At 45.2% G+C, this 25178-nt stretch carries 18 protein-coding genes; 14 read left to right on the top strand and 4 right to left on the bottom strand.

Features of this window, described 5'->3' with window-relative positions; all coding sequences use genetic code 11:
- Positions 1-86 precede the first annotated feature (86 nt).
- The gene (gene brnQ, locus ACWYVB_RS04995; protein ID WP_457528201.1) at positions 87-1397 is read left to right on the top strand and encodes a branched-chain amino acid transport system II carrier protein; all 1311 of its coding nucleotides are present in this window, start codon (positions 87-89) and stop codon (positions 1395-1397) included.
- Between the two features lie 103 nt (positions 1398-1500).
- A complete protein-coding gene (locus ACWYVB_RS04990) occupies positions 1501-2709 on the top strand; it encodes a diguanylate cyclase (RefSeq protein WP_457528199.1) in 1209 nt (402 codons plus the stop codon).
- A 45-nt stretch (positions 2710-2754) separates the two neighbouring features.
- On the opposite strand, the gene ACWYVB_RS04985 is transcribed toward ACWYVB_RS04990, so the two are convergent.
- The gene (locus ACWYVB_RS04985; protein WP_005393614.1) at positions 2755-4104 is read right to left on the bottom strand and encodes a sigma-54-dependent transcriptional regulator; all 1350 of its coding nucleotides are present in this window, start codon (positions 4102-4104) and stop codon (positions 2755-2757) included.
- A 169-nt stretch (positions 4105-4273) separates the two neighbouring features.
- Here ACWYVB_RS04985 and ACWYVB_RS04980 point away from each other — a divergent pair, with 169 nt between their 5' ends.
- The 3 genes from ACWYVB_RS04980 (at position 4274) to ACWYVB_RS04970 (ending at position 9270) form a co-directional block, all read left to right on the top strand.
- A complete protein-coding gene (locus ACWYVB_RS04980; protein WP_457528197.1) occupies positions 4274-6346 on the top strand; it encodes a sensor histidine kinase in 2073 nt (690 codons plus the stop codon).
- A gap of 213 nt (positions 6347-6559) precedes the next feature.
- Positions 6560-7687, top strand: coding sequence for a conjugal transfer protein TraF (locus ACWYVB_RS04975; RefSeq protein WP_006741246.1), 1128 nt, complete (start codon positions 6560-6562; stop codon positions 7685-7687).
- Between the two features lie 191 nt (positions 7688-7878).
- The gene (locus ACWYVB_RS04970; protein WP_457528195.1) at positions 7879-9270 is read left to right on the top strand and encodes a glycoside hydrolase family 1 protein; all 1392 of its coding nucleotides are present in this window, start codon (positions 7879-7881) and stop codon (positions 9268-9270) included.
- Between the two features lie 99 nt (positions 9271-9369).
- Here ACWYVB_RS04970 and ACWYVB_RS04965 read toward each other — a convergent pair whose 3' ends face one another.
- Complete coding sequence (locus ACWYVB_RS04965; RefSeq protein WP_048624668.1) at positions 9370-11406, bottom strand: PhoX family protein; 2037 nt, start codon at positions 11404-11406, stop codon at positions 9370-9372.
- 266 nt (positions 11407-11672) lie between these two features.
- On the opposite strand from ACWYVB_RS04965, the gene ACWYVB_RS04960 reads away from it, so the two are divergent.
- Positions 11673-12011 carry a YggL 50S ribosome-binding family protein gene (locus tag ACWYVB_RS04960; protein ID WP_005393599.1) on the top strand — a complete coding sequence of 113 codons (339 nt, stop codon included), beginning with the start codon at positions 11673-11675 and terminating at the stop codon, positions 12009-12011.
- A gap of 631 nt (positions 12012-12642) precedes the next feature.
- Here the strand turns inward: ACWYVB_RS04960 and ACWYVB_RS04955 are convergent.
- Positions 12643-13509 carry a helix-turn-helix transcriptional regulator gene (locus ACWYVB_RS04955; protein ID WP_074189729.1) on the bottom strand — a complete coding sequence of 289 codons (867 nt, stop codon included), beginning with the start codon at positions 13507-13509 and terminating at the stop codon, positions 12643-12645.
- Between the two features lie 167 nt (positions 13510-13676).
- Here ACWYVB_RS04955 and ACWYVB_RS04950 point away from each other — a divergent pair, with 167 nt between their 5' ends.
- The 4 genes from ACWYVB_RS04950 to ACWYVB_RS04935 all read left to right on the top strand — a co-directional run bounded on the left by ACWYVB_RS04950 (position 13677) and on the right by ACWYVB_RS04935 (position 17058).
- Positions 13677-13922 (top strand): hypothetical protein, encoded by a 246-nt coding sequence (locus ACWYVB_RS04950; RefSeq protein ID WP_046873894.1) that lies wholly within the window; start codon positions 13677-13679, stop codon positions 13920-13922.
- A 529-nt stretch (positions 13923-14451) separates the two neighbouring features.
- A complete protein-coding gene (locus tag ACWYVB_RS04945; protein WP_065645588.1) occupies positions 14452-15360 on the top strand; it encodes a LysR family transcriptional regulator in 909 nt (302 codons plus the stop codon).
- 301 nt (positions 15361-15661) lie between these two features.
- Positions 15662-16567 (top strand): 30S ribosomal protein S6--L-glutamate ligase, encoded by a 906-nt coding sequence (gene rimK, locus ACWYVB_RS04940; RefSeq protein ID WP_005393586.1) that lies wholly within the window; start codon positions 15662-15664, stop codon positions 16565-16567.
- Between the two features lie 62 nt (positions 16568-16629).
- The gene (locus ACWYVB_RS04935) at positions 16630-17058 is read left to right on the top strand and encodes an ATP-dependent zinc protease family protein (protein ID WP_005393584.1); all 429 of its coding nucleotides are present in this window, start codon (positions 16630-16632) and stop codon (positions 17056-17058) included.
- Between the two features lie 66 nt (positions 17059-17124).
- Here ACWYVB_RS04935 and ACWYVB_RS04930 read toward each other — a convergent pair whose 3' ends face one another.
- Positions 17125-17850, bottom strand: a complete 726-nt coding sequence (locus tag ACWYVB_RS04930) for an MBL fold metallo-hydrolase (RefSeq protein ID WP_457528477.1) — start codon at positions 17848-17850, stop codon at positions 17125-17127.
- A 319-nt stretch (positions 17851-18169) separates the two neighbouring features.
- Between ACWYVB_RS04930 and speA the strand changes: the two genes are divergently transcribed.
- The 4 genes from speA to ACWYVB_RS04910 all read left to right on the top strand — a co-directional run bounded on the left by speA (position 18170) and on the right by ACWYVB_RS04910 (position 25094).
- Entirely contained in the window at positions 18170-20080 is a 1911-nt protein-coding gene (speA, locus tag ACWYVB_RS04925; protein WP_457528191.1) for an arginine decarboxylase, read from the top strand.
- A gap of 1 nt (position 20081) precedes the next feature.
- Positions 20082-21002 (top strand): agmatinase, encoded by a 921-nt coding sequence (speB, locus tag ACWYVB_RS04920; protein WP_005393578.1) that lies wholly within the window; start codon positions 20082-20084, stop codon positions 21000-21002.
- A gap of 411 nt (positions 21003-21413) precedes the next feature.
- Positions 21414-22619, top strand: coding sequence for a multidrug efflux MFS transporter EmrD (gene emrD / locus ACWYVB_RS04915; RefSeq protein ID WP_457528182.1), 1206 nt, complete (start codon positions 21414-21416; stop codon positions 22617-22619).
- 309 nt (positions 22620-22928) lie between these two features.
- On the top strand, positions 22929-25094 hold the full coding sequence (locus ACWYVB_RS04910) for a S9 family peptidase (protein ID WP_457528180.1): 2166 nt from the start codon (positions 22929-22931) through the stop codon (positions 25092-25094).
- Positions 25095-25178: the final 84 nt, after the last annotated feature.

Genomic DNA, 25178 nt, shown 5'->3' with positions numbered 1-25178 from the left:
TCAGCTTGAGAAGAAGCTGACGGGAACACCACATACTCCTCCCATTCCTTTCAGTTTCTTCCAAGCGAAACATAAGAGGAATAACAATGTTAAGCGCACGCAATATCGCCGCTTTGGGCTTCATGACTTTCGCCATGTACTTAGGCGCGGGTAACCTGATCTTCCCTCCATTTTTGGGTTATCAAGCAGGTGAAAACTTTCTCAGCGGGATGTCTGGCTTCCTCTTAACGGGCGTAGGTCTGCCTGCAATAGCGCTGGTGATGGTCGCTATCGTAAACGGTTCAGACAAATTAACCGCCGCCCTACCTAAACCTTTGGCGACCAGTTTTTGGGTGATGGTGTTTATCGTGATTGGTCCCGCTTTCGTAATTCCGCGCGCAATTACCGTCGCTTACCAATTTAGCTTTGCGCCAATGTTTGGTGATGCCGCTTTGGTGCCTTTCACTATTGCCTTCTGTGCTATCACCATTCTATTTGCCCTATATCCGGGTAAGTTAGTCGACAACCTAGGCAAGATCTTAACGCCTGCATTGATGGGTATCTTGATCATCATGTCTGTGACGGCTTTGGTTTCTCCTGCTGGCGAGCTAACTGCCGCAACGGGACCATACGTATCTGGCGCATTTGCTGAAGGCTTGACGCAAGGCTACATGACCATGGATGCGTTAGGTTCTATCGGTTTTGGTTGGATCATCTTCCGAGCGATTCGCAGCATGGGGGTGGATTGTCCGAAAGCCACCGCAAAATACACGCTAATCGCAGCTTTGATGTACGCCGTTGCCATGGCATTTGTTTACATCTCATTGGCTTACATTGGCTCGACGAGCTCATACTTGGGTTCTGAGTTCAGTAATGGTGGCGACATCTTAACGGCGTTCACCTTCAGCCACTTCGGTGCATTTGGCTCACTATTATTAGGTGCCGTGATGGTATTGGCGTGTTTGACTACTGCTATCGGCGTAACCACAGCAGGCAGTGAGTTTTACGACAACACTTTCAGCAAAGTGAACTACAAAGGCTGCGTTATCACGACCATGGTATTGGCAGGTTTGATCGCCAACGTAGGTCTGGAGCAACTATTGGCTATCACATTGCCAGCGGTTGTGGCGCTTCACCCAGTAGCAATTGCGTTGATGATCATGGCACCAGTGCGCAACAAGATGTCGCAAATCATGGTCGTCGCGACGGCGTTCACTGCTCTAACGTTTGGTTGTGTTGATGCGCTGCACATCCTAGGTTACATGCCAGATTCCACCGATGAGTGGATGGGTAATTACATGCCTCTGTACAATGACTTTGCTAGCTGGATTATGCCTAGCGTATTTATGATGATTGTTGGTCTGCTGTTTACGACGAAAACCAACCAAACCGAACAATTCGAGCTGGTAAATGAATAGCCGTTTAACATAAGACATCACTCAATAAGTAAGTTAATATGTAGTTCGCTTATTGATATCAGGCAAAGGAGTTGCCTGAACTATGGATTGATGTGGAGCGCTTATGGACAATCAGTATTTAGACATCAGAACGCTCAACTTTATCGTTATTCTGTTCTCTTGCATTTACTCAATCAGTCTACTTTGTTACCAATACACACAGAAAAAAATCAAAGGCTTAAAGACTTTTTCTCTCTCGCTGTTATTTATTGGTTTTGGGCCTTTTTTACTGGGATTTAGAGGCTCCGCACCAGATTGGCTTACCATCGTCATAGCTAATACGCTCATATTAATCGGCTTCTTGCTTACGCTTTACAGCGTAAGCATTTTTCGTCAATTCCCTCTAAAACTGGCCCACTCACTCGCTTTTTTAACGCCCATTTTCAGCGGTTCGTTTTATTATTTCACCTTCCATGACCATTCAATTAAAAGCCGCATCATTTACTTAAGTGTTTATATCTGCATCGTTACGTTTTTTAGTGGGATCGCCATGCTGAAAGGCACCAAGCAAGACCAAAAACTCCCAACCATAGTGATGGCGTGCTCCTTCTTTTGCTTCAGTATTTTTATGGGCTTCAGAGCACTTTGGAGCGCTTTCGCCAATGAAGTGCCAAATTTTATGACCGCAGGTTTTATCCACCAGATGACGTTTTTACTTAGCATCTGTCTGATTGTCGCTATGAGCTTTAGCATGTTGTGGCTAATTAATGGCCGCTTGATACAGTCAATCAATGATCTCTCACATTTAGACGCCCTCACAGGGCTTCATAATCGTCGCGCGATGGAAGAAATTGTTCCAAATCTTGTTAATCAAGCGCACAAACGGAACCAATCAACAAGCATCATCATGACCGACATGGACGAGTTCAAAGCGATTAATGATCACTATGGCCATACGGTAGGCGATTCCGTCATGGCTACGATTGCCGCTATCTTTAAGAAACACCTCCCAGAGTCAGCTTGCACAGTACGATTTGGTGGTGATGAGTTCATGATTGTTTTACTTGAAAAAGCACAACGCGCCAAAATTGTTGCCGAGCAAATTCGCCTAGCGGTGGAAACTGAAGCCTCATTGCAGTCATTCGAAAATGAGATCACCATGAGCTTTGGAATCAGTGAGTTATCAGAGGGACAATCGCTTCACGAGGTCGTTGCTGAAGCAGACGAAGCGCTGTATAGCTCTAAACATACGGGCAGAAACCAAGTCACCTTGTTTGGAGAAGGGAAAGGCCTAACTTATAAGTTTGTCCCGACTCCCTCGAAAAGCGCATAATCATATTTGTGACGCCCATAGCGGTAAGTCAGCTTAAAAATTGCGTTAAGTATAATCAGAGCGATTTAAACCAAACTTTTGCATTTTTTGGTTAAGGGTTCGACGTGGTAAATCCAACTCCTGCATCACTTCATTGATGCGTCCGTGATGCCTGACCAATGAATCATGCAGCACCTTGCGCTCAAAATTATGTAATTGAATAACCAGTGGAACACCCACTTGCGTCTCCTCCGTGGTTGACGAAGGACGGCTAGAGAGAATTTCCATCACAGATACCGTTTCATCCAAAGCAAAACGCATAGCCACGTTTCGCAGCTCTCGAACATTCCCAGGCCAAGCGTAGGAAAGCACTGCGTTTCTGTCGGCGTCACTCAATGGTCGGGTTTCAGGGTTAGTTTGCAAGGTGAAGTGCTCAAACAAAATCAGTGAATCTTCTTCTCGCTCACGTAATGGTGGCAAATAGATCTGCGCCACATTGAGTCGATAATACAAATCTTGACGAAACTCATCATGATCATTGAGATCTTCTTTCGCGGCGGCGATCACTCTCAAATCAACCGAGATCTGTTGATTGCCTCCAACGCGCTCAACTGTATGTTCCTGTAATGAACGCAGCACTTTCACCTGCATGGACAGCGGCATACTCTCGATTTCATCAAAGAATAAGGTGCCTTTATCCGCGTATTCCAATTTGCCAATGCGCTTTTTACCCGCTCCGGTAAATGCCCCAGCTTCATGCCCAAACAGCTCACTTTCAAACAGGTTCTCAGGAATGGCGCCACAGTTGATTGGCACAAAATGATGGGTTCTGCGTTGGCTTTCATTATGTAAACTGGTCGCCACCAGCTCTTTACCACAACCTGTTTCGCCGTAAATGATCACGTTAGTATCGATTTTCGCCAATTTCGCAACTTGCTCGCGTAATTGCTGCATCACTCGACTTTGACCAATGAGCACCTCTTCTAAACCACTCACGCTAGCTAGATACTCTTGGCGGTGAAGCGTCGATGTTTGCGCGCGATGGCTCTCGACCGCATCTGTCACACGTTGAGACAAACGCTCCGGCTGGAAAGGTTTTTCAATAAAATCAAACGCGCCGTTTTGTAGCGCATTCACCGCCATATCCACATCACCATGACCAGTAATTAGTATCATTGGTGTTGGAATGTGGTTCGCAATAAGGCTCTCTAAAATCGAAATTCCATCAGTATCTGGCAAACGAACATCACTAACTATCGCATCAAACTCTTGGTTCAGAATGGCGGTTTTGCCTTCCTCCCCCGAGCTAAAAGCTATGACGTCAAACCCCGCCAATTGCAGCCATTGGCTTGTTGCTTGACGAACGATGTCATCATCTTCAATTAGGGCGATACGCGGAATGTCGTCAAAAGTCATGAGTTACTGCCTGATCGGTGATAGAAGTCTTTGCTAAAGTTAGCAAAAACCATGCTATAGAAAAGGAGCTAGATCCCACTTCTTAATCACAATTCTTTAACATCCAATCAGTTAAGCGCACTCTTTCACTACCAACTACGATAACTATATTCAGCCAAACGGAGTCCGAATGCAGCGCACTAAGAATGGGAAAATGTGGCTAACCGCCGTATTGATCAGTGCGCTGGTGATCTTTTTCTACGGTGCTAGCCGAGAGGTGGCCCATCAATGGCTGAGCGTCCAAACTCAACAAGAAGCACAACAGAAACTCCTCGACTACATTGGTGAAGTCCGCCGAGCATTAAAACGTTTCTATCACCTTCCCTATCTCGTCACGAATAACCCAGAAACAATTGCGTTTGTTAAAGGCAATTTAAACTACTACGAGCCACTTCAAGCACAACTGACACAGCTCGATAAAGCCTCGAATACAGAGGGTTGGTTGATACTTTCAACCTCGGGAGAAGTGTTGGTATCGAGTCTGATCGATGAACGGTTCAGTCGCTCTGACCGCCGTGCGATTGTCGAACAAATACAACGTCAGGGAGAAGGCGTCTCACTAGTGAATAAAACAAAAGGTTCTAGTCCACTTTACTACCTCTCTGCACCAATTTTTGATGGTTTGGAGATAGCGGGCATCGTTGTTGTTCAAATCAACCTGAGTTTGCTAACGGAGCAGACCATCACCAGCCAAGACATCATCACGCTACAAAATCGCCATCAACGCTTCTTCCTCTCCAGCAGTACAAACTATAACGCCGATTGGTTTAATGAACCGAATAACCAAGTCAAAGTCGAAACTCAAACACTGTATGACAATACGGTGATTCATTTCTGGACTCTCAATCAGCAGCGCTACTTTGCACACACAGTAAAGCTGGACGACTTAAACTGGTTTGTCAGTTACCTTATTCCGACCAAACCTGTTCAGCAAACGATTAGTGTCATTGGATGGAGCATCGCAGCGCTCCTCCTGCTCCTTATTCTATTGGTGATCATTGGTTTACAGCGTCGACAAAAACATCTCAATCAGCAGCGTATTCAAGCCTTACTAGAAGAATCGCAACGCCGACTTAAACAGATGATCAATAAAACACATGTTGGTTTGTTGTTGATTGATGAACAAGGTCTATTGTTCGACCTCAACCCAATGGCAAAACGCCTTTTTTGTCTTCCTGAAAGTGTGAATCGTCATACCTTCGCCTGGGAGTTATTTGATGCGGGTAATTCAAATTCGACCACACTCACTTTGCTTAGAGATCTGCCAAAGCATAAGGAACTAGCAGAGATTAGCGCTGTAGAAACCATGGCGCGACGCAGTGATGGCAGCGTATTTCCTGTACTCTTTTCACTCACTAGCTTCCCATGGCACGGTGAGCAGTATTTCCTTGCTACCATAATCGACATTAGCAAACGTAAAAAAGCGGAACAATCGCTGCAGCTGATTAACCAAGAGCTCGCTCAAAGGGTGGAAGAGCGAACTCAAGCTTTAAAACAAGCCCAAGAGCAATTGATTGAATCAAGCAAAATGGCAGCATTGGGCAGAATGTCGAGCGCGATTGCCCACGAGTTAAACCAACCATTGACTGGCCTGCGTACCCTTTTAACCACCAATGAGTTGCTAGCAGAACGTGGACAAACAGACATGATGAAAGCCAATAACAAGTTGATTCAAAAGTTGATTGACCGCATGGCAAGCATGACCACTCAGCTAAAAACGTTTGCCTACAATAAACCAGAGACACTGCACGAGATATCGCTGACAAACGCTTTAGAAGAGACGCTACGCGTCTATCAATCTCAACTCGCGAAGGTAGATGTTCGGGTACGCATTCCCAACGACTTACCCAATATCATTGGCGAAGAGCAACGCCTACAACAAGTGCTCGGCAACCTAATTTCCAACGCATTAGATGCGATGAAAGAGACCCAAGATCCACAGTTAATGATTGCCGTTACACCCACTTCCGATAATGTCGAGGTCGTGGTAAGTGATAATGGGTGTGGGGTACCTTCGGACCAACTCGATACCATGTTCGAACCTTTCCAAACCAGTAAAAAAATTGGTGAAGGACTGGGGTTAGGGCTTTCCATTACCGCCAACAATATGCGAGATATGCAAGGGAAAGTCAGTGCGCAGCTCAACGCTGATAAAGGCATGTCCTTCACCTTAATGTTTGAGCTCGCTCCTCATCGTAGCTAACCCAATACCGTCCACCTCTTCAGCTTTTCTCCACGCAATTAAAGAGCAATAAACCCTGATCAACTTTATAAAGCGAGTTGCCTAACCTACGCTTAACTTGATGAATCGCCACATGCTATTCATCAGCGCAATTTTTGGTGGTTGACACCAAGTTTTAGCTCCCACCATCTAATTTATTGATAAGTAATTATTTAAAGTAAGAATGGATGCGTTATGAGAAAACTAACTTTAGCAGCAACAGGGGCGCTTTTTATTTTATCACCTCACGCTTTTGCAGCACCTTACGCAGCAGACGCTCGAAGTCACGGAATGGGAAATACAGGCGTCGTTTCCGCTGACTATTTAACCGCTCCTCTACACAACCCAGCCCTAGGCGCTCTCTATCGAGAAAATGACGATATCGGCCTACTCATTCCTGCTCTCGGCGTCAATATTCACGATGAGGATGAAGCTTTATCAGCCGTTGATGATGTTCAAGACCTTTACGATAGTATTCAGGGCATTCCCACACCTGCGAACGAAGCCGAACTTAATCGACTACTCGATCAATTAGATAAGAGTGCTCCAGTCGTCATTAATGGAGGTCTGAGCCTCGCGATTGCGATTCCAACACGCTACATGTCGGTAAACCTTTTTAGCGCTGGTTATGTGGAGATACTTGCGGCACCCGATATCTCAGATTCAACAAACACCGCAGATCGATACCTCAATTCTGCCGTCGACCTAGCGGCTTTCGGTAGTGCGGAATATGGCGTTGCCTTGGCTCGCGCTTACACGATAGGTGGGCAGCAATTCGCATTTGGTATTACGCCCAAATACCAACAACTTAAAACCTATACGCAGCGTACAACACTAGATGACTTTGATATCGAGGATTACGACAAAAGTGAAGTATCAAAGAACACGTTCAATATGGATCTTGGGGTCGCTTGGTATCACAACGCATTTAGAGCTGGTCTCTCGTTAAAAGACGTCTTCGAGCAAGATATAGAAACAAAACTAGGCAACTATACCTACGAACTCACGCCACAAGCGACCCTTGGTATCGGCTATGTCGGGGACTATGTAGCTCTGAGCCTAGACGCCGATCTCACCAAACAAAAGCGCTTTAAAGAGCTCGACGATGACACCCAGTTTATTCGAGTTGGTATCGAGGGGAATGCTTGGGGATGGGCGCAACTCCGCGCTGGTTATGAAGTTGACCTAGAAAATAATCTCGATAACTCGGTGACAGGTGGCATTGGCATCAGTCCTTTTGATGTGATCAGTGTAGACCTAGCAGGGTCTTACGCTGGCGATAACCAGTTTGGCGCGGCGGCGAATTTAGCATTTACGTTTTGAATACGAATGCCAACCTAAATTCACTTAGGTTGGCAGTGTTAACAACCATCCTATATCTCAATGTTTATCATTACTGACGTTTGGTGATGAACTGATAAAAACACGATCTCGCTACAAGTATCGAGATGTCTCCTACACTATTCTCAAGCAATAAATCCACAAACATTTCCTAGATATAAAGAGTGAGAAACATGATTAAGTTTCCAGATAATTTCCTTTGGGGTGGTGCCATTGCGGCAAACCAGGTAGAGGGGGCATACAACCTTGGGGGGAAAGGTTTATCAACATCAGATATGTTGCCAAACGGCATTCTAAGCCCGCATCAAACGCGTGAAGAACGAACGCCTGGCATCAAAGATCTTGCGATCGATTTCTACAATCGCTATCCAGAAGATATTGCCCTGTTTAAAGAGATGGGATTCACCTGCCTGCGCTTGTCCATCGCTTGGAGTCGTATTTTTCCTAATGGCGATGAACTGGAGCCAAACGAAGAAGGACTGGCGTTTTACGACAAAATTTTTGATGAACTAGCCAAACACGATATGCAACCATTTGTAACGCTTTCTCATTACGAGATGCCTTACGCCTTGGTTGAGAATTATGGTGGTTGGGGCGATCGTCGAGTGATCGAGTTTTTCGAGCGTTACGCTCGCACCGTGCTTGAACGCTACAAAGACAAAGTGAAGCTGTGGCTTACCTTTAACGAAATCAACATGTCACTGCATGCGCCATTTACGGGAGTGGGCTTGCAAGAAGACGCCAGTGAACAAGACATTTATCAAGCGATTCACCACCAGCTTGTAGCAAACGCGAAAGCGGTAAAACTGTGTCAGCAAATCGTACCAAACGGCAAGATTGGTAACATGCTGCTTGGCGCAATCAACTACCCATACACCTGCAACCCTGATGATGTGCTTGCTGCTATGCATGAAAATAATAAGTGGTTGTTCTTCGGTGATGTGCAGACTCGTGGTCAGTACCCAGGCTACATGAAACGTTACTTCCGTGAAAACGGCATTGAAATACAAATGGAAGCTGGCGACTTAAAAGAAATTGCATCGGCAAGTGTCGATTTTATTTCCTTCAGCTACTACGCAAGTGGCTGTGCGAGTGCCGATCCGAAACAGAAAGAAGTGGGTAACATCGTCGATAGCGTACCAAATCCATACCTTGAAAAGAGCCAATGGGGCTGGTTGATCGATCCAAAAGGCCTGCGCGTTTTGCTTAACTTCCTTCACGATCGTTACCAAAAGCCGCTATTTATCGTCGAGAATGGCTTAGGCGCTCGTGATGAATTCGATGAAAACGGGGAAATCCAAGACGATTATCGAATCTCATACCTTAATGATCATTTGGTTCAAGCACACGAAGCGATTCTTGATGGCGTTGAGTTGATGGGCTTCAACAGCTGGGGGCCAATCGACTTGGTGGCTAACTCAACAGCCGAAATGAGCAAGCGTTACGGTTATATTTATGTCGATCGTCATGATGATGGGCGAGGAACGCTAGAGCGTAAACGCAAGAAGAGCTTCTACTGGTATCAAGACGTGATTCGTACTTCAGGCGGTTCATTGAAAAGCTAAGCCTGTTGTCTGGATATAAAGTGCGACTGGGCATTCGCCTAAACAATCAAGCCCTGCATTTGCAGGGCTTGAATTTTAAGGTGTTAATGCATTTAGAGATTAAACTGCAATCTCTCCACCGTCTTCACGTCGAATGACAACCGTCGCAGCTCGTGGACGCACAGAAACACCAGCAGGCGTTTCTTCGGCGGCATCTTCACTGTATGGCCAGTTGCCTGGGTGCTGAATATTCACAAACAATGATTTGTAATCAGGGCTGATAGTAAAGCCTGTCACTTCACAACCATTTGGTCCGACAAAGAAACGTTTAAGCTCTGCTTGGTTATCCGCACCAATCACTGCTTGGTCACCATTCTCATCTGTTAGCTTAGATGGCACAACGGCCAACATTTGATCATTAGTGTAAGACGTAACTTCATCTGCGCCGTTATCGGTCTGAATCCACAAAATACCACGGCCATCAAACGCTAATCCGTCAGGGCTAGCAAACTGGTTTAGCTCATTCAGGCCAGAACGGTTGGTATCTGCATCACCATTTGCTGGCGAACCAAAGACAAAAATATCCCAAGTAAAGTCTGTAGCTGAAGCCCCTTCATCCCAACGAATAACGTGACCAAACTTATTATTCAAACGTGGGTTCGCAGGATTGGTTTCATCTGTACGGCGCGTATTGTTCGTCAATGTTAAGTAAACCGAACCTGTGAATGGATCAACCGTACACCACTCTGGGCGATCCATTGGGGTTGCCCCAACAAGGTCAGCCGCGCCTGCCGTATTAATGATAATTTCAGCCAATGAGTTAAAGTGCTCCGCTAACGTACCACCAGATTTTGTTACGCTATCAAGCGTCAACGGCAACCAAGTACCTGTACTGTCTTCATTGAAACGCGCAACATACAGTGTGCCTTCGTCCATATACTTATCGCCTGTCGCTAGGCGGTTTTCCGAGTTTGCATCTGCAGGGTCCCACGCTGCCGCAGATTCAAATTTGTATAGGTACTCAAAGCGAGAGTCGTGACCAGAGTAGAATACCACTGGTTTGCCTTCTTCAAGCTTACCAAAAGTACAGCCTTCGTGACGGAAACGACCTAGTGCAGTACGCTTCTTCGCACGCGAGTTTTGCGTGTAAGGGTCTATTTCGACGATGTAACCGTGACCATTGGCTTCATTACGGTAATCATCCATTGCACTTGCTCCTGTTGGAGCCACATTAAAGCGAGAGAACTCATCAAGACGCTCTTCTGCATTTCCTGCAAGTGTTTCCCACAAGTAGCGTGTGCTTTGGTCATCAACACCAATGCGATCTTGTTCTTCTGTACGAGTCCCGGCGTTAACAAAGTAACCTGGCCAGTTCTCTTCACAAGTTAAGTAAGTGCCCCATGGCGTGTAGCCGTTGCCACAGTTGTTTAACGTACCACGTGCTTGGCTGCCATCTGGCGAGAAACGAGTGACGGTTAGTGACGTGTGCGCGACTGGGCCAGATAAGTCCATTGCTGTCGCACCAGTGTAACGGCGGTTTAGTGGATCGGTATCAACCAACTTCCACATGTTGTCTTCCAGTTGAATACGAACCACTGACACACCGTGCGCGTTAATCTCTTTACGCACTTCATCTACAATGGTACGTACGCCATTTTCAACCGTCGGACCGTTTGGATGCAGTGCTGATGTATCAATGTACTCGTGGTTAATACATAGCAAGCCATCTGTGGTGCTATCGTTCAATGGGAAAAAATGCATGCCGTCATGGTGCATGCCTAGCGCATTTAACTGATCGGTACTGGTGTTGGTACCATCATTTTGCCATGCGCTGCCTTGTGCATTAAGTGGTGTTCCCCAAGGTACCAATACTTGTGCGGTGTAGCCTTGTGGAATTGAAACGGCGTCAGTGAGTGAGCCAGGGATAGATTCAAAGTTAAGAACGGCTTTAGATACGCCCGAGCCACTGCTTACTGTACTTCCTGAGTCAGACGAATTACAACCAGCCAATCCGAAAGCACCAAATGCGGTCATCGCACTGATGCCTAAACCACCTTTCAGAATGCTGCGTCGAGATAGGCTCGCTTCTAATACTTCTTCAAATGGTTTGTTTTCACTTTGGTTATAACGCGTCGCGTCAAAGGTTTCCTTGCTCATTTTTACTTTCCCGATCTTATAGTTTAATTAATAAATAAGTGATTAGTTGAACGGCAAGAAGTTTGGAGAAGAAAAATGACAAAAGTGCTTAAAACATATGAAACTTGTGTTTCAGCAGTGCAGCAAACTCAGCAGCGTTACCAATTGAGCAATTAAGTTTTGGTCACATAATCACCAACTGTATCGCTTCATTCTGATTTTACTTGGGCTAAAGTGTGATAGAAGGTATAAGGTGTACGAATTCAAATCATCTACGAGAGATAATCATGAAATTAGACAAGATCGATAACAAGAGCCGTCGTATCCGTAAAAAGCTGTTCTTAGGTGAGTTCGCAATCCTAGGTTTCGAGATCAGCTGTGAAACAGACATCAACGACTTCGACCGTTACGATGCATTCGTTGATGACTTTATAGACTACATTGATGGGCTTGGCCTTTGCTTCGGCGGCGGTGGTCTAGAACTGTTTGAAGGCTTCCTATGCTCTACTGACCGTTACGGCAGTGCTACTGAAGAGCAAAAAGCACAAGTTATTGCATGGTTAGAAGCGCGTCCAGAAGTGAAAAGCGCAAAAGCTGGCGACTTGGTTGACGCAAACTACCTGTAAGTTACAGAGTCATACTGACAATAATAAAAAGCTGGTCTCCGGACTGGCTTTTTTACTTTTGGAAGTGTGTGATAGTAAAAGTAGAGTGCTGGGAGGTTGTGCGGAGTGAATGTGATTGTGGCGTTTTTGAGCTGGCAATCAGCGGGAAACGGCGTTCCCCTGCCAGCTCGTGCCTTTAGGTATCATTAACTATGATTTTTTAGCTGGTGCGTCTTTCGTGTCTTTCCAGTATTGAATACGCACACGATGTAGCTGAGCTCTTCTAGTCTTTTTCATAGTAAAATCCCTCATCTTATATAAGTAACGCTCCTTATGGAGCTTATTGTCTAAGGTCGAATCCCCTTCAATCTATAAGGGAACCAATTATTTAACCGTGACCAATTTCACAACATAATGATAATTACCGATTTCTTGCAGTCATCTTTGACTAGTAAACGGCGTATTATCTCTCTGACACGGTTAACTTACTCACCAGATATGACAGAAAAATGGCAATCAAGTTCCCTATATTATCTGTCACTGAATCTTAATAATGATTCCTGAAAAATTTTGCAAGTAAGATATCAATTGCCCATCACTTTCAACCGAGCAACTCTTTTCGCGTTCGTGATCGCAGTTGTGTGCAACCCAATTAAGGCTGGATTCGCTGCTGATATTGCTGGCGGTACTCGCGTGGCGTAAGCCCTTTATACGTTTTGAAGTGACGATTAAACAGGGCTTGATTTCGATACCCTACTCTCTCAAACACAATTCCAATCGGCAAAGGCGTTGATTGCAGCAAATCTGCGGCATGATTGATCCGCAATTTCATTAGGCGTTGGCTAAACGGCTCTTTAAAGTGCTTTTGAAACAATCTTGTGACCGCACTTTCACTCAGCGATAAGTAGTTCGCCAAGTCTGCGAGCGTCACCTTAGTTGCAAAGTACTGTTCGAGATACGCGTTGACACTTGCCACTCGTTCTCTTTCCTGTAATTCGTGTTCACTCATCGATAAGTAAGAGTGAGTCATCAGTGTTTTCGCCCCTTCGTCGTGAGCAATCAGAGACAAAACATGGAGAAATCTCGATAGTTGCTCCATTGCAGGAAACGTCATGAGCTCATGCAAAAGATCCACAACGTGCTGAGCTGTCCGCTCAGAAAACATCACACCTTTGTTGGCCGCTTTTAAAAGCGGATCAAGCTTTCTAAGCTCTGCGCAATAGAACATCAAATTGGCAATCCACTCACGCTTAAACCAAATCACATGAGTCTCGCACTTGCTTTCGACCAATGTGGAGTGAATAGAGTGAGGCACACCTGGAGCGATCAATAGCATTTGGTTGTGAGTCACTTCTAATTCGTGATGACCAATATGCAAACTGCCAGTGAAGTGGCGATGGATGACTAATTCAAACACATCATCGTGAAAATGGAGATCGTACTCTTTTTCTGGCTCATCAATGCGACGATAGCGCCAAGAAAAACCTGGTCTTTGCGGTACTTTTTCGATGTGTGCCATTGGCTACTCCACAAAATAGTATTGTTTCACGCTCAAATAATATCAGTATTGCCAGCTTAATCTTCATCACGCCGAAATAGTATTGATATTAAGCGGCATACTATCAACTTTGTGTCGTCACGCTCCTTATTGTTGCCTTGAAAGACAAGATAACTAAGGAGACTTTCATGAGTCACTTCACTGTCAAGCTACGCCAAGTCCTGCACAAAACACGTGATGAATGGGCAACATTCGCCATCAAAGAAATGGAAATTCCACCTGACACTATCGCCAAATTTTATGGCTACAAATCGAGTTGTGATCTTGAGCAAATTCTTAAACAGGATGAAAACGACGCCAACTCGGACATTTGCTCGACATCTTGTGCGACATCTCTCACAAGCAATGTAAGCAAAACGACCATCATTGACTAAGACAAAATCGAAAAATAAATATAAGCAATTGAAAATTATCACTTATGCCATTTCACACAATATTCACTGCCAAAGTTTTTTTACCTAGCTAATTGAGAGTAATCAGCAAAACATCAATACTGATTGTGTCGACAGGATGTTGGCGGGAACAGGAAAAAAGCCTAATGGACTAGGTATCTTCAGGATGAAGATTTGGTAGCTTAGGATGAGTTATCAGCAAGGATGTAGTTAAGCTCTAGGATAGAGTTCGCCCGTCAGGATGATAGGCAAGAATGGACACCGCTAGGAAGGCGATGAACGAGGAACTCGGTTAAAGGACTTAGCCACAATCAAGGATAGATGCAGGGAGCACCTATAGTAGCCGGATTGCTGCGAAAGAGAATAAGCCCCGTCTGGGAAACCAGGCGGGGTTTTATTTTGTCTGGTATTTATTATTCACGAGGCACCCGATTCTCTTGCGTCGATTTATTTCGTGCCGTGCTATCATTTTCTCTACGTCTTTCAGCAAGCTCACAGCAAATCTCACATTATGCTTAATCCTGTTTGGTTACATACATTTAAGACATTGATTGAAGTCGGTCATTTCACACAAACGGCAGAAAAACTTTTTATGACCCAACCAGGTGTCAGCCAACACATCAAAAAGTTAGAGCAAAGTTGTCAGCATGCGCTGATCAAACGTGAAAACAAAAGCTTCGAATTAACAGAGCAAGGTCGGATTGTTTACGCCTACGCGCTGGAGTTAGAAGAAAGAGAGAAAGCGTTGCTCGAAGAACTCAGTTTTGATGATGCATTTTCAGGTCACTGTAAACTGGCCTGTTCTGGCGCAATGGCATTGATGCTGTATGGCCCTCTTTTAGAAAAGCAAAAACAGCACCCAGGCTTATCGCTGCATTTAGAAGCCGCACCCAATCACTCGATTCTCAATGCAATAACGGAAGGGAGCATTGATATTGGTATCGTAACTGATGTTCCTCACAAAGGTTTATTTCACAGTGAAAGAATTGGTAAGGAGCAGTTGTGCTTAGTCCTACCTAATCAATACCGCGAAAAGCAGATAACACCACAACTCTTGCACGACTGTGGTGTCATTGCCCATCCTGATGCCAAGCACTACATGACGCTGTTTTTTGACCAATGCGCGGAACAAGAGCTCCAAGAAATTAAGATGAGCGATTTACCATTATCCGGCTACGTGAATCAATTAAGCCAAATTTTACTACCTGTGAGTAAAGGACTCGGCTTCACCGTGCTGCCTCAAAGTGCTGTCGACAACTTCCCACAAAAAGATACCTTGCACATCGCACAACTGAAAAATACCGTGTGTGAAGAGTTATTTTTAGTTCGCAAACGCAGTCGTGTTCTGCCACTGCGCTATCAAACAATTAAAGATGTGTTATTGGACGTCATCACAAACTCAAAACAAACTACAGAATAGCCTAGCGTTTTAAACTCGTCACAATCCGTTTGCTTAAAAAAGTCCACAGACAACTTCCGGCTTACAACGCTGAGAATGTCCGATGATTCAACAAATTATTTTTGTCGTAACGACGAGTTTTTTTCGTTTTCTTCTCGCGAGAAAAAAACCTAAGGTGCGCACCTCTAACGAAGTGGTTGTCCAACCACACATCTAAATCGTTGAAGTCAGTAGGTAATATCACCTAAATATCACATACCTGCTGCATTCTATACTCTATACTTATATTTTTAATTTGGTACTGACTTACTAAGGAATTGCCATGCGTATTGCTATTCTCTCTCGTAATGAGAATTTATATTCAACCATGCGCCTAAAACAGGCAGGTGAAGAGCGTGGACATCAAGTAGACGTCATCGATACTCTGCACTGTTATATGGACATTACGAGCAACAACCCTAAGATCCGCTATAAGGGTGAAGAATTGCCACAATACGACGCTGTGATTCCTCGCATCGGTGCATCCATCACATTCTACGGTACCGCGGTTGTACGTCAGTTTGAAATGATGGGCACATTTTGTGTCAACGAATCGGTCGCGATCAGTCGTTCTCGTGACAAATTACGCTCGTTGCAACTGTTATCGCGTAAAGGCATCGGCTTGCCGCGCACTGGCTTTGCTCACCACCCTGATAACATTCAGGACGTGATCAAAAATGTTGGTGGCGCACCTCTAGTGATTAAATTACTAGAAGGTACTCAAGGCATCGGTGTTGTGCTTGCTGAAACCAACAAAGCAGCAGAAAGCGTGATCGAAGCATTCATGGGATTGAAAGCAAACATCATGGTGCAAGAGTTCATCGAAGAAGCTAAAGGCGCAGACATACGTTGCTTTGTTGTCGGTAATAAAGTGATTGCTGCGATGAAGCGCCAAGCGAAAGAAGGCGAGTTCCGCTCTAACTTACATCGCGGCGGCTCTGCACAGTTAGTGCGACTAAGCAAAGAAGAACGCGCTACTGCGATTAACGCGGCAAAAGTCATGGGGTTAAACCTATGCGGTGTAGATATCCTTCAATCTAAAAACGGCCCAGTGGTAATGGAAGTGAATTCTTCACCAGGTCTTGAAGGTATCGAGCTCGCAACAGAAAAAGACGTTGCTGGTATGATTTTCGACTTTATCGAGAAAAACGCAAAACCACACGCAAACCGTACTCGTGGTAAAGGTTGATAATTGTTTGAGTGAGAGCCTGCTCAGTAGGCTCTCGTATTACTCATCGCTAGGATGACACTATGAATCAGAAAATGATCATTGGGAACGCCGAAGCTATTTGCTTACCTGAGTTAGGGATTACTCACCTTGAAGCGCGCATTGATACGGGCGCACAAACCTCTTCATTGCATGTAGATAACATTGATTGCTTTGAAAAAGATGGTCAGTCTTACGTTGCATTCGATCTACACCCGGATGTTTATCATTTAGAACAAGTGGTTCGCTGCACAGCGAAGCTAAAGGCAAACCGTAAAGTTAAATCTTCAAACGGTACCTTTGAGCATCGCTGCGTTATCACCACCATGCTGCGCATGGGTGACAAACAATGGCCAATCGACATTACGTTGACCAACCGTGAAAAAATGACTTACATGATGTTGTTAGGTCGTCAGGGCATGGCAGACAAAGTGCTCGTTGATCCTAGCCAATCTCACTTATTGGCATCTTAACCCCGTAGCTTCAGATGAGTGATCGAACGTTTTTGTTGAGCATCACTCGTCTGGCTTTATCTTCGCCTACTTCCTACGGAATAACGCAAACAACAATCCCTTCGCTTTAACCTTTGTCACTCGCCAGTGCGTCATTGGCTTAGTCGGCGCTGTATTCAAAATGTGCTGATACGCTTTTTCATCAAAAGTCACCTCTCCCCCATGCGCCAAAAGCAAACATTGCGGATCCATCTCAAACACACGCTTTAATGATTGGCGATATTGGTTTGGATGAAATATGGGAAACGGCGCAATCAGGTGTTTCTTAACCTGCACCATCAAATCCGCCACATACAACACATCTTGTTCAGAATGATAAACCGACAAATCTCTATCGGTATGTCCCTGCGTTTCTAGCACCTGCCAATCATCAAACCCCGGAATACACTCACCATCGACGAGTTCGATATCTGGCTTTAACTTGCGCGAATACCACAGGTTTTGCTTTGGTTTACGCATCCGGTTCGCCATCCAGCGCGCTAACATCAAATCGGTCAAATGCATTAGCCAACCGTCTACACCGCTATACCACTGGCTCTCTCGCTTTGCGGCCAATAGCTTACATCCAGTTAAATCACGCAGTTTGTGCGCGCCACCAGCGTGGTCTGGATGCATGTGAGTTACAACGACCAACTTTAGGTCAGAAAAAGGACGATGGAGTTGATGTTCAATAAAATCTTTAAGGTGAGGAATGTCTGCTCGACTTGCACCATCAAGCAACATTAATTTATCGGGATATTCGGCGAGATACATGGTCTGAATGTATCCCTGAATTCTGTGCAGCTGCAAAATATGTCCTTATTTGAGTGAGATTTTTCATGACCGCTTCCATGCTGGTCAGACCAACTATAACAGCTGAATGGACGCACTGGTAAACAAATGTTCACATCAACGCACGACAAGAAATCATAATCGAGATGATAGATTTTAATCATTAGACTCAGCGGCACTTTTATCCGTTAATGCGCGCACACGGAGTTCGTGTCAGGGTATGAGGTTAATGCCTCATGATTTGCTTTTTTGTACTTTTCCTTCTAATTAAGGACTTAAGTACATTTTTGTGAGAATCGAGTTGGAAAAAGCAACTAAATTAGACCGCATCCGCGCGGACTACAACGTTCACTACTGGAGCCAAGGTTTCTACGGTATTGATGACCAAGGCGAGGTTTACGTATCACCTCGTAGTGAGCGTGCACATCAAATCCCTTTCAGTGCCATTGTAAATGAGCTAGAAGCGAAGCAGTTAAATCTGCCTGTATTAGTGCGCTTCCCGCAAATCGTGCACCAACGTGTGCATGGAATTTGCCACGCTTTCAACCAAGCAATTGAAGAATACCAATATCCAAACAAATACCTGTTGGTGTACCCAATTAAAGTAAACCAACAACGTGAAGTGGTGGATGAAATTCTAGCGAGCCAAGCTCAACTAGAAACCAAACAGCTTGGTCTTGAAGCGGGTAGCAAGCCAGAATTGTTGGCAGTACTTGCATTGGCTCAACAAGGCAGCTCCGTGATCGTGTGTAACGGCTACAAAGACCGTGAGTATGTGCGTCTTGCACTGATCGGTGAAAAGCTGGGCCACAAAGTATTCATCGTACTAGAGAAGCTTTCTGAGCTGGATCTGGTGCTAGAAGAAGCGAAAAGCTTGGGCGTAAAACCGCGCCTTGGTTTGCGTATTCGCCTCGCCTCTCAAGGTGCGGGGAAATGGCAAGCAAGTGGCGGTGAAAAATCGAAATTTGGTTTGTCTGCATCGCAAGTGCTTAGCGTTATTGAACGTCTGAAACGCGAAGGCAGCCTAGATGCGATGCAATTGGTTCACTTCCACCTTGGCTCACAGATGGCAAACATCCGTGACGTACGTAATGGTGTGAATGAGTCCGCACGTTTCTACTGCGAACTGCGCGCACTGGGTGCAAACATCGAATACTTCGATGTGGGCGGCGGTTTGGCAGTCGACTACGACGGCACACGCAGTCAATCATCAAACTCGATGAACTACGGCCTTGCAGAGTACGCTCGTAATATCGTCAACACAGTGGGCGATGTGTGCCAGCAATACGAACAACCAATGCCAGTGATCATTTCTGAATCCGGGCGTTCACTGACAGCACACCACGCTGTATTGATTTCGAACGTAATTGGTACCGAAACATACCAACCGGAAGAAGTGCATGAACTGGGCGTAGATGCACCACTTTTGCTACAAAACATGTGGCGAAACTGGGAAAACTTACAAGATGGTACAGACGCTCGTGCGTTAATTGAGATCTACAACGATACCCAAAGTGATTTGGCAGAGGTACACTCTCAATTCGCAACTGGCGTGCTTAACTTGGAGCAGCGTGCATGGGCAGAACAACTGTCACTGCGCATTTACTTCGAACTAAGCCGCAAGATGAGTACTAAGAATCGCTTCCACCGTCCGATTCTGGACGAGTTGAGCGAACGTCTTGCAGATAAGTTCTTCGTGAACTTCTCTCTCTTCCAATCTCTACCAGATGCTTGGGGTATTGATCAGGTGTTCCCTGTTCTACCACTTTCTGGCCTTGGCGATGCGGAAGAGCGTCGTGCGGTAATGTTGGACATCACCTGTGACTCTGATGGCGCGATCGATCACTACGTTGATGGTCAAGGCATCGAGAGCACGCTACCTGTACCAGCTTGGAGCAAAGACAAACCATACCTAATGGGCTTTTTCCTAGTAGGCGCATACCAAGAAATCCTTGGTGACATGCACAACCTATTTGGTGACACCCACAGTGCAGTAGTCAATGTTGATGAACACGGTCAATTTGAGATCAGTTACATCAATGAAGGTGATAGTGTAGAAGACATGATGCGCTACGTTCATATCGACGTGGATGCGATTCGTGACAATTACAAACAATTGGTTTCCCAACGAGTTGAAGCCAATGAACAAGCACAAATCCTAGCAGAACTAGAACAAGGTCTAGCGGGATACACCTATTTAGAGGACTTCTGATATGAATGATTTGTTTACTAAAACCGATTATTCGCTTTACTCCAACTCTATGTCGTTTTTACGTCTACCGTACATTCGTAATCCGGTATCGGCAGACGCAGACGTTGTGGTGCTAGGGGTTCCTCTGGACATGGCTACATCTGGTCGTCCAGGCGCACGCATGGGGCCAGATGCGATTCGCCGTGCCTCAGTCAACTTGGCATGGGAAGGTAAGAAGTTCCCGTGGGACTTCAACGTATTGGATAAGCTGAAAGTGATCGACGCGGGTGACCTCGTGTTCGATTGCGGTGATGCGGAAGATTTCACTTACCGTCTAGAGGCGGCAACCAGTGAAATTCTAAAAAGCGGTAAAACCATGTTGGGATTGGGCGGTGACCACTTCATCACACTGCCTATCCTGCGTGCCTACGCGAAGCATCATGGTCAAATGGCTCTGATTCACTTTGATGCTCATACGGATACCTACGCAAATGGCAGTTCATACGACCACGGTACAATGTTCTACCATGCGCCGAAAGAAGGTTTGATCTCTGCGAAGAACTCAGTACAAATCGGTATTCGTACTGAATACAAACAGCAGGATCACGGCTTTAATGTGATTAATGCGATGCAAGCGAATGACATGTCGGTGAACGAGATCTTAGAAGAGATTCGTCGCACCGTCGCAGACAAGCCAGTGTATGTTACTTTTGACATCGACTGCTTGGATCCAGCCTTCGCACCAGGAACAGGTACACCCGTTTGTGGTGGCTTGAACTCAGACAAAGCGCTGAAAATTATTCGTGGCTTAGCCGGTATGAATATTGTGGGTATGGATGTTGTAGAAGTATCGCCTCCGTACGACCACAGTGATGTTACCGCATTAGCGGGAGCAACCATCGCACTAGAAATGCTTTACGCATACGCATCTGGCCGCGAATAAACATAATCATTTCTAAGGGAGCTTCGGCTCCCTTTTTGTTCATGGTGCCTTCTCCAGTCTTTTCTTCGTTCGAACCATGTCTTGCTCTGGCTAACCAAAACAATTCTTCTCCCCTCAATTTTAACCATAAAAACCAATGACCTATAAGTGGGTTTACATTCACAACAAATAAGAGATTTAACGTAATTCAACAAAGAAAAGCAGCCTATTTCCGAATGCAAGTTAAGATTAGTTTTTCTAATGAATATTATAGATTTTTATCTTGCTCAACTTCACACTTTTCGATTGCTAATTGTACACGCAAAGACTAATATCTCGCGCAAATAGCCCCGTAACACCAAAAGTCTGTTGGCACTCTGCATTAGAGCGCTAAGGGTTTTTACGTCTTAAATTTTTTGGAGAGATACGCAAATGTCTGCTTCGTTTCCATTAGCGAAACTTACCTTTTTAATCGCAATATTGACTGCCGTGGGTCAAATGACCCAAACAATGTACGTGCCTTCAATCGGTCATATGGCGGGTGAGTTTTTGGTGTCTGCGTCATCACTTCAAGCTGTGATGGCTTGTTACCTAATTCCATATGGCTTATCGCAATTCGTGTACGGTACGTTATCGGACCGCTTAGGTCGCAAGCCAATCATCATAGCAGGCCTACTTATCTACATCGTAGGTACATTGGTGGCGCTCTTTGCACACCAATTTGAATGGTTCTTGATTGGTAGTTTCATCCAAGGTTTAGGTATTGGCTGCGGTGGTGCGATGTCACGTACTCTGACTCGCGACTGCTTTGAAGGTTCTGAGCTACACAGAGCAAATAGCTTAATCAGCATGTGTGTGATTTTCTCACCATTGTTGGCTCCCGTGCTTGGCGGCTACTTAACCGAAGCGTTTGGCTGGCGCTCTAGCTACCTATTCTTAGCGCTGTTTGGCATTGCAGTGGTGATTACCATGATGACCAGCATGATGGAGACGCTACCAAAAGAGAAACGCAAGTTCGAACCAGTAGCCAAAAGCTACAAACACGTTTTATCAGATCGCCGCTTCCAAGGCTTTTTGATCTGCCTAGTTGCGACGTTTGCTGGAGTAGGTGTGTTCGAGGCAGCAGCTGGGGTATTGCTAGGTGGTGTATTGGCATTACCAGCAACAACGGTAAGTTTACTGTTTATCTTACCGATCCCAGCTTACTTGGTGGGTGCCGGCTTATCTAGCTACATCGCGCAGCGTCGCTCTGAGCGTCGTGCTTTAAATGTGGGCTTGGTATCGATTTTTGTTGGTTCAGCTATTGTGCTCATCCCTGGCTTGTTTGGTTTAACCACGGCGTTAACGCTGGTTGGTGGCGCAACCGTGTACTTTTTGGGTGCGGGTATCCTATTCCCAGCCGCAACAACCGGAGCAATTGCGCCATTCCCATACCATGCAGGAACAGCAGGCGCGACATTGGGTGGCATGCAAAACTTGGGAGCAGGTATTGCGACCTTGCTTGCATCACTATTTCCAGCGCATAACCAGATGCCACTAGGTGTTTTGATGATGGCAATGTCGGTAATTGCAATGCTTGGGCTCATGTGGGTAAATCGAGCGCACAACCACTCAAACGAAGTGCCGCAAGTCATCTGATCATTATCGACTAACGTTCAAAATCCAAAAGGGACACACTAAACTAGTGCGTCCCTTTTTCATATCACACTATTCGATTTACCGATGAGAATGATTTAACTTTCGAATTGATATTTGTTAAAAATAACAGCTGCTTACACAATGTGTTTTCAGCTCCCTTCAAATTGAGTAGCCAACTCGGAAATATTGAGAATTCTCACTTTTTCGGCACACCCCATAACAAAGAATGGACAACTGAAAACCACTAACGAAATGAAAGCCCAGCCCTCAGGATGAGGCCACTTGGGCGTATAATAAGGACAAAAACAGATGCGTTTCACTTTAACTACGTTGGCCGTCTCGGTCGCGCTTGTCGCCGGATGCAGCAATCAAGGAACCCCCAGCATGACTCAATACTCCCAATCACAGATCGTTGCTCAACAAACTCAAGCTCCGGTTGCGAAAAAAGTCCCTCACGCGATGACTATTCATGGTGATACTCGCGTTGATAACTACTACTGGATGCGTGACGACGAACGTAAAGAGCCGGAAATTTTGCAGCACCTAGAGCAAGAAAATCAGTATGCGGAAACCGTTCTCAAGCACACTGAAGCTCTTCAAAATGAGCTATTTGAAGAAATTAAAGGTCGCATAGCAAAAGACGACAACTCCGTTCCTGTGCGTAAAGGCAACTACTTCTACTCAAGTGAAGTGACCGGAGATAACGAATACGAAGTTCACCTTCGAGCTAAAGACTTTGCAGGCAAAGACAAGCAAGTCATTTTAGATGTCAATGAACTTGCAAAAGAACATGAGTTCTTCAGTATTGGCGGCTTGTACGTTAGTCCGAATGAAAACTTACTAGCGTATGGCGAAGATACATTAAGCCGCCGCGTTTACACTCTTAAGATCAAAGACCTGAAAACAGGCAATTACCTACAAGATGAAATCGAAGGCGCCTCAAGCGCGATTGCATGGCAGAACGATAACAACGCCTTTTACTACATCAAAAAAGATCCACAGACCTTGCTGGGCTACCAAGTGTATCGTCATGTTTTAGGCACGCCACAAAGCAGTGATGAGTTGATTTTTGAAGAAACCGACAGCGCCTATTACACCTCACTAAGCAAAAGCAAAGATGGCGAAGATATTTATATCTGGCATTCCAGTACAGAAACCAGCGGCGTCTCCATCATCGATGCGAACAACCCTAAAGCAAAGGCGAAGCCTTTTTATCCTCGTGAAAATGGCATTGAATACAGCATTTCTAAGCTAGGCGATTGGTATTACATTTATACCAACTATCAAGCCGTGAACTTCCGTTTGATGAAAGTTAAGCAAGAAGAGATGCACGATCGCTCTAAGTGGCAAGACGTGATTGCCGCAGACGACAACACTCAACTTGTCGACTTCGAGCTATTCGATGATCACCTCGTCTATGAGCAGCGCTCTAACGGCCTAGCAAGCGTCACTGTACGTCAGCTCTCAACAGGAAAAGAATTCCCCCTCACATTTAATGACGATGCGTTTGCAGCCTATTTGACAGGTAACCTAGAGCTGGATAACGAGAAAGTTCGTATTTATTACAGCAGTTTAACCACTCCAGGAACCTACTACGATTTCGATCTAAAAACGGGCGAGTCAGAAATCATGAAGCAAACACCTGTACTTGGTGATTTTAATCCTGACAATTACCAATCAGAACGCATTATGATTACAGCCCGTGACGGTAAAGAAGTACCCGTTTCTTTGGTGTATCGTAAAGACTTATTTAAGAAGGATGGTACGAATCCACTCTACCAATATGGTTATGGATCTTATGGTGCAACCATTGAGCCAACTTTCCGCTCGACACGTTTGAGTCTATTAGACCGCGGCTTTGTTTACGCCATCGCTCACATTCGCGGTTCTGAAATGCTTGGCCGTCCTTGGTATGAGGATGGTAAAAAACTCACCAAGCAAAACACATTCAACGACTTTATTGATGTAACTAAAGGTTTGGTTGAACAAGGCTACGGCGCGAAAGATAAAGTCTTCGCTGTTGGTGGCTCTGCAGGTGGTCTCTTAATGGGGGCAGTCATCAACCAAGCACCAGAATTGTATCGCGGTATCGGTGCACATGTTCCGTTTGTGGACGTGGTAACCACCATGCTCGATGAATCAATTCCATTGACCACCAATGAATATGATGAATGGGGTAACCCAAATAACAAAACATACTATGACTATATGTTGAGTTACTCGCCTTACGACAACATCAAGGCGCAAAACTACCCAAACATGTTGGTAACGACTGGCTTGCACGACTCTCAAGTACAGTACTTTGAACCAATGAAGTGGGTCGCCAAACTTCGTGAAATGAAGACAGACGATAACGTCTTGTTGTTCAAAACCGATATGGAAGCCGGACACGGCGGCGCATCTGGTCGATTTAAGCGCTTGAAAGAAGATGCGTTAGAGTACGCGTTCTTCCTCGATTTACTCGATAAAAAATAAGCGTATTAATAGAACTGCATCTCTAACAACAAAAATGCCCGCAACTTGCGGGCATTTTTTATAGACGCGCTCTCTAAACAGAGA

The sequence above is a fragment of the Vibrio sp. JZG10 genome (assembly GCF_054064075.1).
Note: the sequence above shows the minus strand (reverse complement) of the source record. Positions and strands in the feature narration are given on the sequence as shown.

What these genes read in the sequence shown, in the direction of transcription:
- brnQ (WP_457528201.1), top strand. Translation starts at nt 87, where the DNA reads ATGTTAAGCGCACGCAATATCGCCGCTTTGGGCTTCATGACTTTCGCC.
- speB (WP_005393578.1), top strand. Translation starts at nt 20,082, where the DNA reads ATGAATGATTTGTTTACTAAAACCGATTATTCGCTTTACTCCAACTCT.
- emrD (WP_457528182.1), top strand. Translation starts at nt 21,414, where the DNA reads ATGTCTGCTTCGTTTCCATTAGCGAAACTTACCTTTTTAATCGCAATA.
- ACWYVB_RS04980 (WP_457528197.1), top strand. Translation starts at nt 4,274, where the DNA reads ATGCAGCGCACTAAGAATGGGAAAATGTGGCTAACCGCCGTATTGATC.
- ACWYVB_RS04930 (WP_457528477.1), bottom strand. Translation starts at nt 17,850, where the DNA reads ATGTATCTCGCCGAATATCCCGATAAATTAATGTTGCTTGATGGTGCA.
- ACWYVB_RS04970 (WP_457528195.1), top strand. Translation starts at nt 7,879, where the DNA reads ATGATTAAGTTTCCAGATAATTTCCTTTGGGGTGGTGCCATTGCGGCA.
- ACWYVB_RS04960 (WP_005393599.1), top strand. Translation starts at nt 11,673, where the DNA reads ATGAAATTAGACAAGATCGATAACAAGAGCCGTCGTATCCGTAAAAAG.
- ACWYVB_RS04975 (WP_006741246.1), top strand. Translation starts at nt 6,560, where the DNA reads ATGAGAAAACTAACTTTAGCAGCAACAGGGGCGCTTTTTATTTTATCA.
- ACWYVB_RS04990 (WP_457528199.1), top strand. Translation starts at nt 1,501, where the DNA reads ATGGACAATCAGTATTTAGACATCAGAACGCTCAACTTTATCGTTATT.
- ACWYVB_RS04950 (WP_046873894.1), top strand. Translation starts at nt 13,677, where the DNA reads ATGAGTCACTTCACTGTCAAGCTACGCCAAGTCCTGCACAAAACACGT.
- ACWYVB_RS04935 (WP_005393584.1), top strand. Translation starts at nt 16,630, where the DNA reads ATGAATCAGAAAATGATCATTGGGAACGCCGAAGCTATTTGCTTACCT.
- rimK (WP_005393586.1), top strand. Translation starts at nt 15,662, where the DNA reads ATGCGTATTGCTATTCTCTCTCGTAATGAGAATTTATATTCAACCATG.
- ACWYVB_RS04955 (WP_074189729.1), bottom strand. Translation starts at nt 13,509, where the DNA reads ATGGCACACATCGAAAAAGTACCGCAAAGACCAGGTTTTTCTTGGCGC.
- ACWYVB_RS04965 (WP_048624668.1), bottom strand. Translation starts at nt 11,406, where the DNA reads ATGAGCAAGGAAACCTTTGACGCGACGCGTTATAACCAAAGTGAAAAC.
- ACWYVB_RS04910 (WP_457528180.1), top strand. Translation starts at nt 22,929, where the DNA reads ATGCGTTTCACTTTAACTACGTTGGCCGTCTCGGTCGCGCTTGTCGCC.
- ACWYVB_RS04945 (WP_065645588.1), top strand. Translation starts at nt 14,452, where the DNA reads ATGCTTAATCCTGTTTGGTTACATACATTTAAGACATTGATTGAAGTC.
- ACWYVB_RS04985 (WP_005393614.1), bottom strand. Translation starts at nt 4,104, where the DNA reads ATGACTTTTGACGACATTCCGCGTATCGCCCTAATTGAAGATGATGAC.